The sequence below is a fragment of the Mycobacterium sp. NTMscope_MAC_269 genome (assembly GCF_976985695.1).
In genome coordinates, this window is record NZ_OZ335668.1 from 3,035,527 (window position 1) to 3,050,864 (window position 15,338).

13 protein-coding genes are annotated in these 15,338 nt (G+C 67.5%); 4 read left to right on the forward strand and 9 right to left on the reverse strand.

From position 1 onward, the window contains the following. Positions 1-21: 21 nt before the first annotated feature. The 6 genes from typA to ACZ50Z_RS14020 form a co-directional block, all read right to left on the reverse strand. Positions 22-1,911, reverse strand: coding sequence for a translational GTPase TypA (gene typA / locus ACZ50Z_RS13995; protein ID WP_464484091.1), 1,890 nt, complete (start codon positions 1,909-1,911; stop codon positions 22-24). 178 nt (positions 1,912-2,089) lie between these two features. After that, positions 2,090-2,821 carry a respiratory nitrate reductase subunit gamma gene (narI, locus tag ACZ50Z_RS14000; protein WP_464484092.1) on the reverse strand — a complete coding sequence of 244 codons (732 nt, stop codon included), beginning with the start codon at positions 2,819-2,821 and terminating at the stop codon, positions 2,090-2,092. Beyond that, positions 2,814-3,482, reverse strand: coding sequence for a nitrate reductase molybdenum cofactor assembly chaperone (gene narJ, locus ACZ50Z_RS14005; RefSeq protein ID WP_464484093.1), 669 nt, complete (start codon positions 3,480-3,482; stop codon positions 2,814-2,816). The genes narI and narJ overlap by 8 nt, the downstream gene beginning before the upstream one ends. Continuing rightward, entirely contained in the window at positions 3,479-5,098 is a 1,620-nt protein-coding gene (narH, locus tag ACZ50Z_RS14010; protein ID WP_464484094.1) for a nitrate reductase subunit beta, read from the reverse strand. Before narH ends, narJ begins: the two co-directional genes overlap by 4 nt. Before the next feature lie 25 nt (positions 5,099-5,123). Next, a complete protein-coding gene (locus tag ACZ50Z_RS14015) occupies positions 5,124-8,822 on the reverse strand; it encodes a nitrate reductase subunit alpha (RefSeq protein WP_464484095.1) in 3,699 nt (1,232 codons plus the stop codon). Positions 8,823-9,277: 455 nt separating this feature from the next. Beyond that, positions 9,278-9,670: a (deoxy)nucleoside triphosphate pyrophosphohydrolase gene (locus ACZ50Z_RS14020; protein ID WP_464484096.1), complete on the reverse strand. Its 393-nt coding sequence runs from the start codon at positions 9,668-9,670 to the stop codon at positions 9,278-9,280. Positions 9,671-10,036: 366 nt separating this feature from the next. Here ACZ50Z_RS14020 and ACZ50Z_RS14025 point away from each other — a divergent pair, with 366 nt between their 5' ends. Both ACZ50Z_RS14025 and ACZ50Z_RS14030 read left to right on the forward strand, forming a co-directional pair. Then, the gene (locus ACZ50Z_RS14025) at positions 10,037-10,813 is read left to right on the forward strand and encodes an ATP synthase subunit B family protein (protein ID WP_464484097.1); all 777 of its coding nucleotides are present in this window, start codon (positions 10,037-10,039) and stop codon (positions 10,811-10,813) included. 79 nt (positions 10,814-10,892) lie between these two features. Then, complete coding sequence (locus ACZ50Z_RS14030; protein WP_464484098.1) at positions 10,893-11,177, forward strand: 4a-hydroxytetrahydrobiopterin dehydratase; 285 nt, start codon at positions 10,893-10,895, stop codon at positions 11,175-11,177. Here ACZ50Z_RS14030 and ACZ50Z_RS14035 read toward each other — a convergent pair. Next, positions 11,174-12,478 carry a mannosyltransferase gene (locus ACZ50Z_RS14035; RefSeq protein ID WP_464484099.1) on the reverse strand — a complete coding sequence of 435 codons (1,305 nt, stop codon included), beginning with the start codon at positions 12,476-12,478 and terminating at the stop codon, positions 11,174-11,176. The genes ACZ50Z_RS14030 and ACZ50Z_RS14035 overlap by 4 nt on opposite strands. Positions 12,479-12,627: 149 nt before the next feature. Here ACZ50Z_RS14035 and ACZ50Z_RS14040 point away from each other — a divergent pair, with 149 nt between their 5' ends. Together ACZ50Z_RS14040 and ACZ50Z_RS14045 are read left to right on the forward strand one after the other, a co-directional pair. Beyond that, on the forward strand, positions 12,628-13,386 hold the full coding sequence (locus ACZ50Z_RS14040) for a hypothetical protein (RefSeq protein ID WP_464484100.1): 759 nt from the start codon (positions 12,628-12,630) through the stop codon (positions 13,384-13,386). A gap of 47 nt (positions 13,387-13,433) precedes the next feature. Further along, on the forward strand, positions 13,434-14,486 hold the full coding sequence (locus tag ACZ50Z_RS14045) for an Rv1157c family protein (protein ID WP_464484101.1): 1,053 nt from the start codon (positions 13,434-13,436) through the stop codon (positions 14,484-14,486). 63 nt (positions 14,487-14,549) lie between these two features. On the opposite strand, the gene ACZ50Z_RS14050 is transcribed toward ACZ50Z_RS14045, so the two are convergent. Both ACZ50Z_RS14050 and ACZ50Z_RS14055 read right to left on the reverse strand, forming a co-directional pair. Beyond that, the gene (locus ACZ50Z_RS14050) at positions 14,550-14,696 is read right to left on the reverse strand and encodes a hypothetical protein (RefSeq protein WP_003875447.1); all 147 of its coding nucleotides are present in this window, start codon (positions 14,694-14,696) and stop codon (positions 14,550-14,552) included. 28 nt (positions 14,697-14,724) lie between these two features. Further along, positions 14,725-15,297, reverse strand: coding sequence for an HhH-GPD-type base excision DNA repair protein (locus ACZ50Z_RS14055; protein WP_464486234.1), 573 nt, complete (start codon positions 15,295-15,297; stop codon positions 14,725-14,727). Positions 15,298-15,338 lie beyond the last annotated feature (41 nt).

Genomic DNA, 15,338 nt, shown 5'->3' on the forward strand with positions numbered 1-15,338 from the left:
GGCCCGTCCGACCACCAGTGGTCAGCTCCGGGCCTTGGCGCGCGATCGGCTGCGCGCCCGGGAGGTGGCGTCCAGCTCGACCTTGCGCACCCGCACGATCTCCGGAGTCACCTCGACGCATTCGTCTTGCGCGCAGAATTCCATGGCCTGCTCCAGGTCGAGCTCGAGCGGCTTGGCCAACGTCTCGATGACGTCGGCGGTCGACGACCGCATGTTCGTCAGCTTTTTCTCACGGGTGACGTTGATGTCGAGATCCTCTGCGCGCGGGTTGATCCCGACGACCATGCCCTCGTAGGTGTCCTGGCCTGGCTCGACGAAGAACTGACCCCGGTCGGCGAGCTGGATCATCGCGAACGGCGTGATGGTGCCCGCGCGGTCGGACACCAGCGACCCGGTGTGGCGGGCCCGGATCTCTCCGGCCCAGGGACGGTAGCCGTCGAACACAGCGTTGGCGATGCCGGTGCCGCGGGTCAGCGTGAGGAAGTCGGTGCGAAAGCCGATCAGGCCGCGGCTTGGCACGATGAAGTCCATCCGGACCCAGCCCGCCGCGTGGTTGGCCATCTCTTCCATGCGGCCCTTGCGAGCGGCCATCAGCTGGGTGATGGCGCCGACGAACTCGTCGGGGCAGTCGATCGTCATCGCCTCGAACGGCTCGTGCAGCGTCCCGTCGATCGTCTGCGTGACGACCTGCGGCTTGCCGACCGTGAGCTCGAAACCCTCGCGCCGCATCTGCTCGACGAGCACCGCCAGCGCGAGTTCGCCGCGGCCCTGCACCTCCCAGGCGTCGGGCCGGTCGATGTCGACGACCTTGATGGAGACATTGCCGACGAGTTCGGCGTCCAGGCGCGACTTCACCATGCGCGCGGTCAACTTGTGACCGGAGACCTTGCCCGCCAGCGGCGAGGTGTTGGTGCCGATGGTCACGGAGATGGCGGGCTCGTCGACGGTGATGCGCGGCAGCGCGTGGGCGTGGTCCGGGTCGGCCAGCGTGTCGCCGATCATGATCTCCGGAATGCCCGCGACGGCGACGATGTCCCCGGCGATGGCTTCGTCGGTGGACGTGCGCTCCACGCCCTCGGTCACCAGCAGTTCGGTGATCTTCGCGTTCGTGATGACGGGATGCCCGTCCACCTCGCGCATCCAGGCCACCTGCTGGCCCTTGCGGATCCGGCCCTTGTAGATGCGGATCAGCGCGAGCCGGCCGAGGAACGCCGACGCGTCGAGGTTGGTCACCAACGCCTGCAGCGGCGCCTCGGGATCGCCCTGCGGTGGCGGGATGTGCTCGAGCAGAACGTCGAACAGCGGGTCGAGGTTGTCGCCCTCGGGGTTCTCGCCATTGGCCGGTTCCGTCGTGCTGGCGATGCCTGCCCGCCCCGAGGCGTACAGCGTCGGCAGGTCGAGGGCGTGCTCGGCGGCCTTCTGTGCGTCCTCATCGAGGTCCGATGCGACGTCGAGCAGCAGGTCGTGGCTCTCCGAGACGACCTCGGCGATCCGGGCGTCCGGCCGGTCGGTCTTGTTGACGACCAGGATCACCGGGAGGTGGGCGGCCAGGGCCTTACGCAGCACGAAACGGGTCTGCGGCAGCGGGCCCTCGGAGGCGTCGACCAGCAGCAGCACCCCGTCGACCATGGACAGCCCGCGCTCCACCTCACCACCGAAGTCGGCGTGGCCCGGGGTGTCGATGACATTGATGACGGTCGTCGTTCCGTCCGCATGCTCGCGATGCACGGCCGTGTTCTTGGCCAGGATCGTGATGCCTTTTTCCTTCTCCAGGTCCCCGGAGTCCATCAGACGCTCGACCGCGTCGTCACCCCGGTGGTGCAGCGCGCCCGACTGCCTCAGCATCGCGTCAACCAGGGTGGTCTTGCCGTGGTCGACGTGGGCGACGATGGCGACGTTGCGAAATGACACGTCCGAGATTGTGGCAGCGGGGGCCCCGCAAAGCGAACTGGCTGGTGAGCGGGAGCTCGAGCGTGCGTTCGCGGCGCTCAGTGTGCGGTGGCGGAGCGTCGCCGCCCTGGCCGCCCAACCGAAGGCCAGGTTGCGCGCCGAACACCGTACGGCGCGCCGCGCGCACCTGGCCGGCGAGCTACCAGCCCCGGCGCCGCGGCGCCGTGCCGACCAGCTGGCCCTTGCCCGCCGCCTCGCGGCTGCGGTAGACGATGTAGGGCCGGAACAGGTAGGCGATCGGGGCGCTGAACACGTGCACCAGCCGGGTGAACGGCCACAGCGTGAACAGCACCATGCCGATCAACGCGTGCAGCTGATAGTCCAGCGGCGCGTTGATCATCACCTCGCCGTGCGGCTGAAATATCCAGATCCGGCGGAACCACAGACCCACCGTGTAGCGGTAGTGAAACTCCCCGCCGTGCGGGCCGGTGCCGATCAGGTCGCAGTACAGACCCACCAGGATCGCCAGCACCAGCACCACATACATCACCTTGTCGCTGCGGGTGGTGGCCATGGTCACCGCGGGGCGGGTGAACCGCCGGTAGATCAACAACCCGATTCCCAGCAGCGTCGCGACGCCGGCCGCCGACCCGGCGATGACCGCCTGCATGTGGTAGAAGTGGTCGCTCATCTTCAGCATCTGCGTCACCTTCGGCGGAATGAACAGCCCCACCACGTGTCCGGCGAAGACCGCCAGGATGCCGAAATGGAAGACGGGGCTGGCGATGCTCAGCAGTCGCGACTCGTAGATCTGCGAGGACCGTGAAGTCCAACCGAACTTGTCGTAGCGGTAGCGCCACCAGGTCCCCACGATCAGGACCGACAGCGTGACGTAGGGGGCGATATCCCAGAACAGGACGTTGCTAAACACCTGGCGTTCCTTTACGGGGTGGCACGGTCAAGGTAAACGGTTGCAGCCCAACGGCTTCCGCGGGTGGGCCGGCCTGCGCCAGCCGCTCGGCGCGGCGCACCTCTTGATCGGTGGCCTCCGGCAGAGTCTCGCAGATCGCCGCCACGACCGGCTCGTACGGCGACTTGGCGTCGGCCAGGGCGCCGCGCAGCACGTCGATCGGCACGCGGTGCTGGGTCAGCAGTCGCCGACCGGCCTCGGGGTCGACGGTGGCGGCGAATTCGAGCACGACGGCCAAATGGTCGGGCGCCTCGCCGCTCGGCGGTTGGGTACCCGCCTCCCGGTAGGCGGTGGCGAACGCGAGCATCTCGCGGCCGCGGTTGCGAGTGTCCCCCGCGGTCCAGTACGTCAGGTACATCGTGGCGCGCCGGCGCATATCGAACGTCGCGACATAGTCCATCGCGGCGGCCATCGGCTCGCGGGCACGCAGCGCCGCCACCGTCTGCCCGAGGAGTGGCGCCGCGCGACCGCTGATGTGGCCGAGCATTTCGTCGACGGCGTCCAGGCGCTCGGTGAACCCGTCGTCCGGGTAGGCCAACAGCAGCGAAGCCGCCTGCCACACCAGGCGATCCTGCATCGCCCGGCCGGTGGAACGCTCGCGGAGTGCGGAGAGCAGCCTCACCGCTTCTGCTCCTCGGGGAACATTCCCGCGGGCACCTGGCCGCCGTCCCAGTTGAGCAGGTTCACTCGCGGCCGTGTATTGGCGGGTTCGTCTCCCCCACGCTTGAGCGCGTGGAAGGTTTCCACGGACACCGGGCTCGGCTCGGATTCGTACATGCCGGGCCCCCCATCGCCCGTCAACGAGCAACCCATCTGGCCCATCTCCTCGAGATCACGGGCCTGCGGAGCGAAAGCCGTCGGAATCACATAGCGCTCTTCATATTTCGCGATCGCGAGCAGTCGGTACATCTCGTAGATCTGTTCTTCGGTCATGCCGACGGAATGCGGGATTTGCGGCTGGGTGTCGCGGCCGAGGTTGATGTCGCGCATGTAGGAGCGCATCGCCGCCAGCCGCCGCAGCACCCCTTCGACGACGGCGGTATCGCCGGCGGTGAACAGTTCGGCCAGGTATTGCATCGGGATGCGCAACGCGTCCAGCGCGCCGAACAGGTTGCCGATGTCCTCGCCGTCGTGCCCGTCGCGGCTGACCGCGTCGACCACCGGCGACAGCGGCGGGATGTACCAAACCATCGGCATGGTGCGGTATTCCGGGTGCAGGGGCAGCGCCACCTTGTAGGTGTGGATCAGCGCGTAAATCGGGGAACGCTGCGCGGCCTCGATCCACTCGTCGGGGATACCCTGGGCCCGCGCACCGGCGATGACGTTCGGATCGCCTGCGTCCAACAGGATTTCGCACTGCGCCGCATAGAGATCGGTGTCTTTTTCCACCGACGCCGCTTCCAGCACCCGATCGGCGTCGTAGAGCACCACCCCGAGGTAGCGCAGCCGCCCCACGCAAGTCTCCGAGCAGATGGTCGGCAGGCCGACCTCCATGCGCGGATAGCACAGCGTGCACTTCTCGGCTTTGCCCGTCTTGTGGTTGAAATACACCTTCTTGTAAGGACATCCGGACACGCACATCCGCCAGCCGCGACAGCGGTCCTGGTCGACCAGCACGATGCCGTCCTCACTGCGCTTGTACATCGCACCCGACGGGCACGACGCAACGCAGGAGGGGTTGAGGCAGTGCTCGCAGATCCGCGGCAGGTAGAACATGAAGGTCTCTTCGAGCTTGAGCTTGATCTCGTCGTTGACCTTCTTCAGAATCGGGTCCTCGGCCAGGATCTCCGACGAGCCGGCCAGGTTGTCGTCCCAGTTCGGTCCCCACGAAACCTTCATCGGCTCACCGCTGATCGCACTGCGGGGCGCGGCCGTCGGGAAGGTGTCGCCCGCGGGCGCCGTGGTCAGATTTTCGTAGTCATAGGTCCACGGCTCGTAGTAGTCGCCGATGACGGGCAGCTTCGGGTTGGCGAAAATGCGCAGCAGCTTCTGGATGCGGCCGCCGTCGCGCAACCGCAGCCGACCCTTCTTGTCGCGAATCCAGCCGCCGCGCCAGCGCTCCTGGTCCTCGTAGGTGCGCGGATAGCCTTGGCCGGGACGGGTTTCGACGTTGTTGAACCACACGTATTCGGTCCCGGAACGGTTGGTCCACGCCTGCTTGCACGTCACCGAGCAGGTGTGACAGCCGATGCACTTGTCGAGGTTCATCACCATCGCCAACTGCGCCATGACCTTCATCAGATGTCTCGCTTCGCTCGGGTTGTCAATACACCACCTCCTGGCTGCGGCGACGCACGACGGTCACCTCGTCGCGCTGGTTGCCGGTCGGCCCCAGGTAGTTGAACGCGAATGCGTGCTGACCGTAGCCGCCGGCCAGGTGGCTGGGCTTGATCCGCACGCGGGTGAGCGCGTTGTGGTTGCCGCCGCGCTTGTTGTTGGTTTCGGTGCGCGGAGTGTCGACGGTGCGCTCCTGGACGTGGTAGACGTACACCACCCCGTCGGGCATCCGGTGCGAGACGATCGCCCGGCACACATAGATCCCGTTGACGTTCACCGCCTCGACCCAATCGTTGTCGCGCACTTGGATTTTCGCTGCGTCACCCGGGCTCATCCACATCGTCGGGCCGCCGCGGGACAACGAGAGCATGTAGAGGTTGTCCTGGTAGGTGGAGTGGAACGACCACTTCGAGTGCGGTGTCAGGTACCGCACCGTGAGCCCGATTCCGTCCTCGGTCGGTCCGAGCTGTGGCTGGCCGAACAAGCGCGCCATGTCCAGCGGCGGTCGGAAGACCGGCAGGTGCTCGCCGAGTTCCTCGACCCAGTCGTGGGCCAGATAGAAATGCATCCGCCCGGTCAGGGTGTGGAAGGGCTTGAGGTTTTCGATGTTGATGGTGAACGGTGCGTAGCGGCGACCGCCCGTCTCGCTGCCCGACCATTCCGGGCTGGTGACCACGGGGACCGGCCGCGCCTGGGTGTCGGCGTAGCTGATCCGTTTGTCCTCGCTGCCCTCGGCCAGATGCACCAGGCGCTGACCCGTGCGCTTTTCCAACTCGTGGAAACCCTCGACCGCCAACCGGCCGTTGGTCGTCCCCGACAGCAGCAGCAGCACATCTGCCATCCGGGCGGCGGTGGTGACGGCCGGACGGCCCGCTGCCACACCGGATTTGAGCACCCCGAACTTGGCGGCGAGCTCCTCCACCTCCCGGAACGGGTGCACGGTGATGCCCTTGGTGGTCACCCCGAACTTGTCGACCAGCGGACCCAGCGTCAGCCACTTGTCGTAGATGGCGGTGTAGTCACGGTCCACCACGGTGAGCTTGCCCATGGTGCGGCCCGGCACCGGTGTCGCACCGGTGCGCAGCCAATCGGACTCGGTGCCATCGGGATAGGCCATCGCGTCGGGTGTGTCATGCTGCAGCGCGCTGAGCACGACGTCGGTGCGGGTGCCCAGATGCATTTTGGCCATGGCGCTGAAGGCGCGGGCGATGGCGCCGAAAGCGTCGAAGTCCGAACGCGTTTCCCACGGCGGGTCGGTCGCGGCGCTGAACGCGTGCACGTAGGGATGCATGTCCGTGCTGGAGATGTCGGACTTTTCGTACCAGGTTGCCGCCGGCAGCACGATGTCGGAGACCAGGGTCGTCGAAGTCATCCGGAAATCGATCGACATCATCAGGTCGAGCTTGCCCTCGGGGATGTCCCCCTCACACGTCACGTCGACGGGTCGCACGCCGTCCTCGGGCGGCACCGCCGATGCGTTGGAGTCGGTTCCCAACAGGTGGCGCAGGAAGTATTCGCCACCCTTGCCCGACGACCCGATCAGGTTGGCGCGCCATACGGTTAGCACCCGGGGCCAGTTGACGGGGTTGTCGGGATCGGTCACCGCGAGTTTGAGTTTGCGCTCGCCGAGCTGCTCGGCGACGTAGTCGGCGACGTCGCGACCCGCGGCGCGCGCCTCGTCGGCGACGTCCAGACTCGACCGGTCGAACTGCGGGTAGTACGGACTCCATCCCATGGCCACCGACGACGCCAGCACGTCCATGGTGTGCTTGCCCGCGAAGCGGCCCCGGCCCACCGGGCTGGACAGCTTGTCGGCGCCGTAGCCGTCATAGCGCCATTGGTCGGTGTGCGCGTACCAGTACGAGGCGCCGGGCACCTGCCGCGGCGGGCGCACCCAGTCGGTGGCCATCGCCATCGTCTGAAATCCGGTGAGCGGTCGCACTTTTTCCTGGCCGACGTAGTGGGCCCAGCCGCCTCCGTTGCGGCCCATCGACCCGGTCAGCATCAGCAGCGCCAGCACCGCACGGTAGATCGCGTCGGCGTGGAACCAGTGACAGATACCGCCGCCCATGATGATCATGGAGCGGCCGCCGGATTCCTCCGCGCTGTGCGCGAATTCCCGTGCCACCCGGATGGCTTGGGCGGCCGACACACCGGTGATCGCTTCCTGCCACGCGGGGGTGTTCTGCTGCGTCGCGTCGTCGTACCCGGTGGGCCATTCGCCCGGCAACCCGTCCCGAGCCACCCCATACTGCGCGAGCATCAGGTCGAAGACGGTGCACACCATATGCTTGCCGATGCGGCGCACCGGGACACCCCGCGCCACGGTCGTGCCGTCGCCGTCGACGGTGTCGAAGCTGGGCATGTGCACCAGCGCGGTGTTGGCCTCCCCGTTGGCGCCGTGCGCGTCTCGCACACTGAGCGCCGGCACCAGGTCACCGAGATCCAGGTTCCACTTTCCGACCCCGGATTCGCCGTAACGAAAGCCCAGCGAACCATGCGGCACCACAACCGAATTGGTATTTTCATCCAGCACCGCGGGCTTGAGTGCCGCGTTCTCGACCGCCTCCCCCAGGTCTGCCGCAGTCAGGTTCTTGCCCGGCACCAGCATGTCGCCGCGCTCTTCCAGCTTGATCAGGAACGGCAGATCGGTGTAGCGGCGCGAATAGTCGGCGAAGAACGGAACCTGCTTTTGCACATAGCATTCCGAGAGGATGACGTGACCCATCGCCATGGCCAGCGCACCGTCGGCGCCGGCCGCGCACGGCATCCACTCATCGGCGAACTTGGTGTTGTCGGCGTAGTCGGGGCTGACGGTGACGACCTTGGTGCCGCGATAGCGCGCCTCGGCCATCCAGTGCGCGTCGGGGGTGCGGGTGATCGGCACGTTGGAGCCCCACATCATCAAATACGCTGCGTCCCACCAGTCTCCGGATTCGGGGACGTCGGTCTGGTCGCCGAACACCTGCGGTGAGGCCACCGGGAGGTCGGCGTACCAGTCGTAGAACGACGTCATCGGGGCGCCGATCAGCTCGAAGAACCGCGAGCCGGCGGCGTAGGACACCATCGACATCGCCGGGATCGGGGAGAACCCTGCGACCCGATCCGGGCCGTAGGTCTTGATGGTGTGCACGTGGGCGGCGGCGATCAGCTCGGTGGCCTCGGCCCAGGTGACGCGGACCAGGCCGCCCTTGCCGCGGGCCTGCTGGTAGCGCCGGCGGCGCTCGGGATCGGCCTGGATGTCGGCCCACGCCAGCACCGGATCGCCCAGGCGCGCCTTGGCTTCCCGGTACATCTCGACCAGCACGCCGCGGGCGTACGGATAACGCACCCGGGTGGGCGAGTAGCTGTACCAGGAAAAGGAGGCACCGCGAGGGCACCCGCGCGGCTCGTACTCGGGACGGTCCGGACCCACCGATGGGTAGTCGGTCTGCTGGGTTTCCCAGGTGATGATCCCGTCCTTGACGTAGATCTTCCATGAGCATGACCCGGTGCAGTTCACGCCGTGCGTGGAGCGGACCACCTTGTCGTGGCTCCACCGGTCGCGGTAGAACACGTCAGCCTCGCGGCCGCCCTGGCGCGTCACGGTGCGCAGGTCGGCCGAGTATTCGCCCGGCGTGAAGAACCGCCCGCTGCGCTCCAAGAGCTCCTCGAGCACTCCACCAATGTGCGGTGTGGCAGTCAAGAAGTACTCCTCCTCATCGGTGGCGTCGCGCCTCGTCGCCCGGCCCTGTGTGTGGTCCCAGTTGAGTTGTGTTCGGCGATCAGCCCCGTGATCCGTCCGTCCGCATCAGCTCGGGTCGGCTCAACCATTGGCAGTTCGGGCCCGCGGGCTGGGCGGCGATACAGCACCAGCATAGGTCGATGGGCACGAGGCGATCACCTTCGCCGCGCGCGGTGAATCCGGGAAGAACAGGGTCATGAGCATCGGTTTTCGCGCACGCGAAAGCCTCCCGGTCGGGCACCGAGCCGGGACGGCAAGGTCTGGACAACCATCTGGCTAGCTATCGGCACGCACATCCAGGGCAGATTCGTGTGGCGTTATTACAAGTCATTTTGTTGCGTTCAGTTCACTGTGGCGACCTGCAACGCGGCTGTACATCAGCTGCGGGAAGTCTGTGGACTTGTTGCCAGGGTCGTTCACAGCGCGCCGGCCAGGTCCGAAAGCCAGCCCCGGTCGGCCGGCACCCAGTCGAGATCGTGCAGCTCAGCGGCGGTGATCCAGCGCAATGCGCGGTGATCGCGCGCGTCCGGACGACCGCTGAGCAGCTGCACCCGGTAGGCGCGCAGCGTGATGCCGCCGTCCACCGGGATGTCCGCGCCGAGCCGCTTGCCCACCGCGACATCGCCCGCCGCCAACCCCAGCTCCTCGGCCAGCTCGCGGGCCAGCGCGTCGGGCTCGGTCTCGCCGGGCGCGACCTTGCCCCCGGGTAGCTCCCAGCGGCCGGCCAGCTCCGGCGGGCGCACGCGCTGTGCCACCAGGACGCGCGCGTCGCGAATGAGGGCGCCGGCGACGACGATCTGGGTCGGCATGGCCAGTGACGGTATACCGTCGGGTCACGGCTGTGTTCTTGCAGGCGGACGTTGTGAGCTCGGCGGTCGGCCGCACCGCCCGAAACGACGCATCACCGCCGGGGAACACCAACGGCAACGCCGTCGGGATCGAAAAGTTTTGCGACCTTCCGCGACAGCGGTTGCATTCCCCAGAAGCGCGGTAACGGTCGTATCGCCCCAAAACTTGTCAGGCTCAAAATGGTGTCGAGACAGCCATTCCGGTCGGCATCCCCATCGAATTGCTTTGGGACACAACGTCTCTCTTACGATTTGGTCGCTGCCGTGGAATACTCGAGTCTAGTCGGTCACGACCTCTACATGCACTTCCAATGAGGGGAGTTGGCAATGATCACCGAACCCACAAAGTCGTTCACGCGGGTCTTTCGGGGCTATGACCCCGCTGTGGTCGACCGCTACATCGACGGGTTACTCGCCAAGGAGAAGTTGCTCATCGACGAAGTCCAGAACCTGCGGGCCCAGCGCGACGAATCCGGCAATGAAGCGACCGCGTTGCGGATCGACGTCGCCTGCCTCAAGGATGAGGTCACCGCCCTGTCGGACACGTCACCGACGCCCTACGCGATGCAACATCGGATGGCGAAGATGCTGCGGCGTGCGCTCGATGAGGTTTCCCGGATGCAGGCCGAGGCACGCACCGAGGCAGAGGCGCTGGTCGCGGGTGCCGCGGCCGAGGCCGAAGCCGCGCAGCGAGAACACCGAGAGCTGTTGGAGCACATCGGCGCACAGCGAAAAGCGCTCGAAATGGAGTGTGAGGAACTCAGGAAGAAGCTCGACGCCGAATTGGCCGGGATGCGGGCGGAAGCCCAGTCATCCATCGATGAGGCGTGGCAGGAAGCCCAGCATGAGCGCGAGCAACTCCTCGCCGACGCAAAGCAGAAAGCTCATGAATTCGATGAGCGAGCCCACCGGGCGATGGACGAGGCGAATCAGCAACGAATCATGATCCTGGAAGAACTGATGGGCGTGGCCCGCGACCTACAAGGGGTCCCGGCCAGCCTTGAGTCCGCTTACCAGCAACGACAGAATCTTCCAGAGGCGGGCATCGTGGTGCCGTTGGACCAGAAAAATCAGGCGCCGGGTAATCCCGCCGTAGCCTCGTAGGTGACCACCTTCGCGGCGAGGTAAGACAATTCGGGCCCCCGCGATCAACCCGTCATCCGACAGGAGAGGACGAGTCCATATGGCTGTGTTAACCGATGAGCAAGTAGACGCCGCACTGCCCGACCTGGATGGATGGGAGCGCGCCGAGGGCGCCCTGCGCCGCTCGATCAAATTCGGAAGCTTCCTGGCCGGTATCGACGCGGTGCGCCGCGTGGCCGAGCACGCGGAAAGCAAGGATCACCACCCCGACATCGATATTCGTTGGCGGACAGTGACTTTCGCTCTCGTCACGCACTCCGAGGGCGGCATCACCCAAAACGATGTCGATATGGCCCGCGATATCAACGGGATCGTCGACAACTAGGCCGGGGCGTCGGCCCGTTCGCCGGGCAGCGCACCCCGGCCGCGTCCGCCGGTCGCCGCGATCCAGATCAGCGTCGCCATCGCCGCCACGGTGTAGATCAGCCCGGCCCAGGCCAGGTACCACGGGCGGCTGATCTGCCAGATGGTCGGTTGAGCGAAGCTCAGCAACCACGGCACGCCGATCAGGGTGAGCGCCAGCCAACCCCAGCCGGCGATCCGCGCTCCGCGCAGCGTGCGCCCCGCGCCGTGGATCGCCCAGATCATCAGCGGCACCAGCCACACCCAGTGGTGGGTCCAGGAAATCGGCGACAGCAGCAACCCGAAAAGCTCGACCACGATCAGCCTGCCCAGCTGATCGGTGGCGTCCAGCGCACGCCAGGCCAGGACCGCCAGCACCGCGGTGACGAGCAGGGCGACCACCAGCAGCGGCCCGAATCCGACGTCGTGGCCCAGGATCCGCGAGATGGCACCGCGCCAGGACTGATTGAACGAGGTGGCGATGGGGCCCACGCGGTGGGCGTCGCCGAGCAGGTCGAAGAAGTAGTAGCGGGTCTGATCGCCGACCACCGCCACCGAAATCCCAATGGTGGCAACGAAAACGAGCGCCGAGAACACCGCGGCGGTCCACCGCCGGGCGCCGGCCAGGTAGACCCCGGAGATGGCGGGTGTCAACTTGATGCCGGCCGCCACGCCGACCAGTAACCCCGACAGCCACCATCGCGTGGTGTAGACCGCCCACAGCACGGCGGTCATCAACAACACGTTGACCTGGCCGTAGTCGAAGGTGCTGCGCAGCGGCTCGATCCAGATGGTGACCGCCGTCCACGCCATCGCGAGCCGGCGGCCCCGCGGGCCGGCCGCCACGCCCGTCAGGCGCTGGCTGATCCGGATCGCGCCGTAGAGGGCGGCCATGGTCGCGATCTGCCACAGAAACGCGACGAGCCCGAACGGCAACAGCTGCAGCGGGTAGAAGACGATGGCCGCGAAGGGCGGGTAGGTGAACGGCAGCGGGAAGTCCGGTGTCTGGTCGGCGTAGACGTAGCTGTACAGGGCGCCGGGGTGGTCGATCGCGGCGGCCCCACCGAGGTAGACGTGCAGGTCGACGAAGTTCGCGCCGTTGGGGGCCAGGTATGTCCAGCCCAGCCGTGCGGCGACGCTCGCGATGAGCAGCATCGGCGCGGCCGCTACGAGGCGACTCGCCAACCGCTGGGTGAGGGGCGCCGCCGGGGCGGCCGAGATGGTGTCTATCCGCCCGACTTTAGCGATCGGGCCGTGCGGCGCGGCGCCGTCGGTCCGTGACATCTATTCAGGGAGCGGCGTTTCACGCGTTCGGTCACCGCTCTCACTCGTATCCGTAACGAATAAATAAATGCCACACGTGTCACTTGAGTCCCATCTGCATCAAAGTAACTTCGGCGCCGGGACCTGTAATCGATCAATCAGGGAGAGTCATGCCAACCATCTGGACTTACATGCGTGCAGCCGCCGTCGTGGTCGGTTCGTCCGCAGCACTGTTGACGGGCGGAATCGCCCACGCCGACCCCGTGCCGGCTCCGGCCGTGCCGAACATTCCGCAGCAGCTGATCAGTTCGGCAGCCAACGCGCCACAAATCCTGCAGAACCTCGCGACCGCGCTCGGCGCCACGCCGCCCGCGGCTCCCGCCACGCCGGGTATCAGCTTCCCGGGTGTTCCGGCGGCGGCCTCGCCGGCATCGGCGGCCACGGCGGGCATCCCCTCGATCCCGGGCCTGACGCCGGCGACACCCGCCGCTCCGGTGTCATCTCCGGCGCTGCCCTCCATTCCGGGGCTGGCGCAGTCGGCGACCCCGGCCGCGCCGGCGTCGTCCCCCGCGAGCGGCATTCCGGGGATGATTCAGGGCTTGACCGGCGCCCAGCCGGCGGCCGCGAGTCCGGCCGCGCCGGCCTCCTCGTCGATCCCGGGCCTGCCCGCGATCCCGGGGCTGTCGGCGCCGAGCGCGCCGGCGACACCGCCGGCACCGCAAATCCCGCAGGCGCAGGTCAACATGCCGGCGATGCCTTCGGGCCTGCCGGTCAACATGCCCTCGCAGGTGCGGCTCCCGCAGGACCTGCCGGCGCTGGCTTCGGGGCAGACCCCGGCGGCTCCGGCGGCACCAGCCGCTCCGGCCGCGCCCGCGCCGGCTGCCAGCCCGGCCGGACCGGCAGCGCCGCTGCTCGCCGCCCTGCCTTGAGCAGCTTCGTACTCGGCCTAACCCACCACTGAGAACCGGAGGACACCGTGGCAACCACTTGGAATCTGTCCAAAGGTTTGGCCGCTGTCGTCACGGCATCGGTTGCCGCGCTCGGGCTGTGCCCGGGCGCGGCAGCCGACCCGGCGGCGCCGCAGCCGACACCACAATCCAGCGCGGCCCAACAACTGCCGGGTCTGCCTGCCTTGTCGGAGCTGAGCCCGCTCATCCAGCAAGCGGCCGGCGACCCGCAGCAGGCGACACAGCTGCTCATGGCCGCCGCGCAAGCCTTCGCCCACAGCCCGACCGCTCCCAGCGAGTCGAAAAACGTGGCGGCGGCGGTCAATCAGTTCGTCCAAGAGCCCGCCGCGCCGGTGCAACACGTTCCCGCGGCCGGCGTAGAGCCCGGTTTGCAGGCGCACCTGCCGAGCGGAATCGACCCGGTGCATGCGGCGGGCCCCGCGCCCGAAGCGGCACCCCAGGCGCACCTGCCGGCCGGCGCCGACCCCGCACACGCGGCCGGGCCTGCGCCCGCCGCCGCTCCGGCGCCGGTGGCCGCCCAACCCGCCAATGTGCCCGTCGCGGCACCAATTCCAGCACCGGCCGCGGCGCCGCCCGCACCGGAAGCCGCCCCGGCGCCTGCACCCGCGCCGGACGCCGCCCCGACGGCGGCCGCCCCGGGATTCGGCGCTGACGCGCCGCCGACGCAGGACTTCATGTACCCCTCGATCGGCACCAACTGCCTGGCCGACGGCAGCAGCGCCATCGCCACCGCGCTGTCGGTCGCGGGGCCGGCCAAGATTCCGCTTCCCGGCCCGGGGCCCGGCCAGACCGCCTACGTGTTCACCGCGGTCGGAACGCCCGGACCCGCCGAGGTGCAGAAGCTGCCCTTGAACGTCACCTGGGTGAACCTGACCACCGGCAAGTCCGGCACCGTCGCCCTCAAGCCGCGGTCGGACATCAACCCCGACGGCCCGACGACGTTGAGCGCGATCGCCGACACGGGCTCGGGCAGCATCATGTCGACGATCTTCGGGCAGGTCACGACCAAGGAAAAGCAGTGCCAGTTCATGCCCACGATCGGCTCGACGGTGGTGCCGTAAGCGACCACCGTTTCGCCACTTGCGAACGCGCGTGTCCCCGCTACGGGGTCACGCGCGTTCGCTTTAGTACGCCATGAACAGGATGGCGTCGCGGTCGTACTCGAGGCCGGGGTGAACGCTGGCGAGATGTGCCTGGGTCAGTTCGACCAGCTCGTCCTCGTCTTTACCGACAATGGCCTCCCCGCACGGACACGTTATGTGTGTCTTCACGTTGCTGCCCTTCCCTTCTGTGCACCGACTACTTCGCCGCTTTGGCTGCCGCCTTCATCTGCTTCTTGTAGGCACGCACCGCACCCATCGATTCGGCGTCGACGATATCGGCGACGGAGATGTGCGTGCCCGATTTGCCGAACTCGCCGGCGGCTTTTCGCCACCCGGTGGGCGTCACCCCGTACTGCTTGCCCAGCAGCGCCAGAAAGATCTGCGCCTTGACCGCGCCGAAACCGGGCAGCCCCTGGATGCGACGCAGCAGCTCCTCGCCGTCGGGGTCGCCCGCGGTCCACAGCCCCGCGGCGTCGCCGTCGTAGCGGTCCACGATGATCTGGGCCAGGGTCTGGATCCGTTTGGCCATCGATCCCGGAAACCGGTGTATCGCAGGCCTTTCCGAGCACAGCGCGGCGAACTTGTCCGGGTCGTACTCGGCGATCTCATGAGCACCGAAGCAGCCCATGCGGTCGGCGATTTTTTTCGGGCCCGAAAAGGCGGTCTCGAACGGGACCTGCTGATCGAGGACCATCCCGATGAGCAGGGCCAACGGATTCTCGTCCAGCAGCGCGTCGGCCTGCGGATCTTGAGCCAGCCAAAGTTTCACCGTCAACGACCTTCCTTCCGGACAACACCCTACGACCGGGG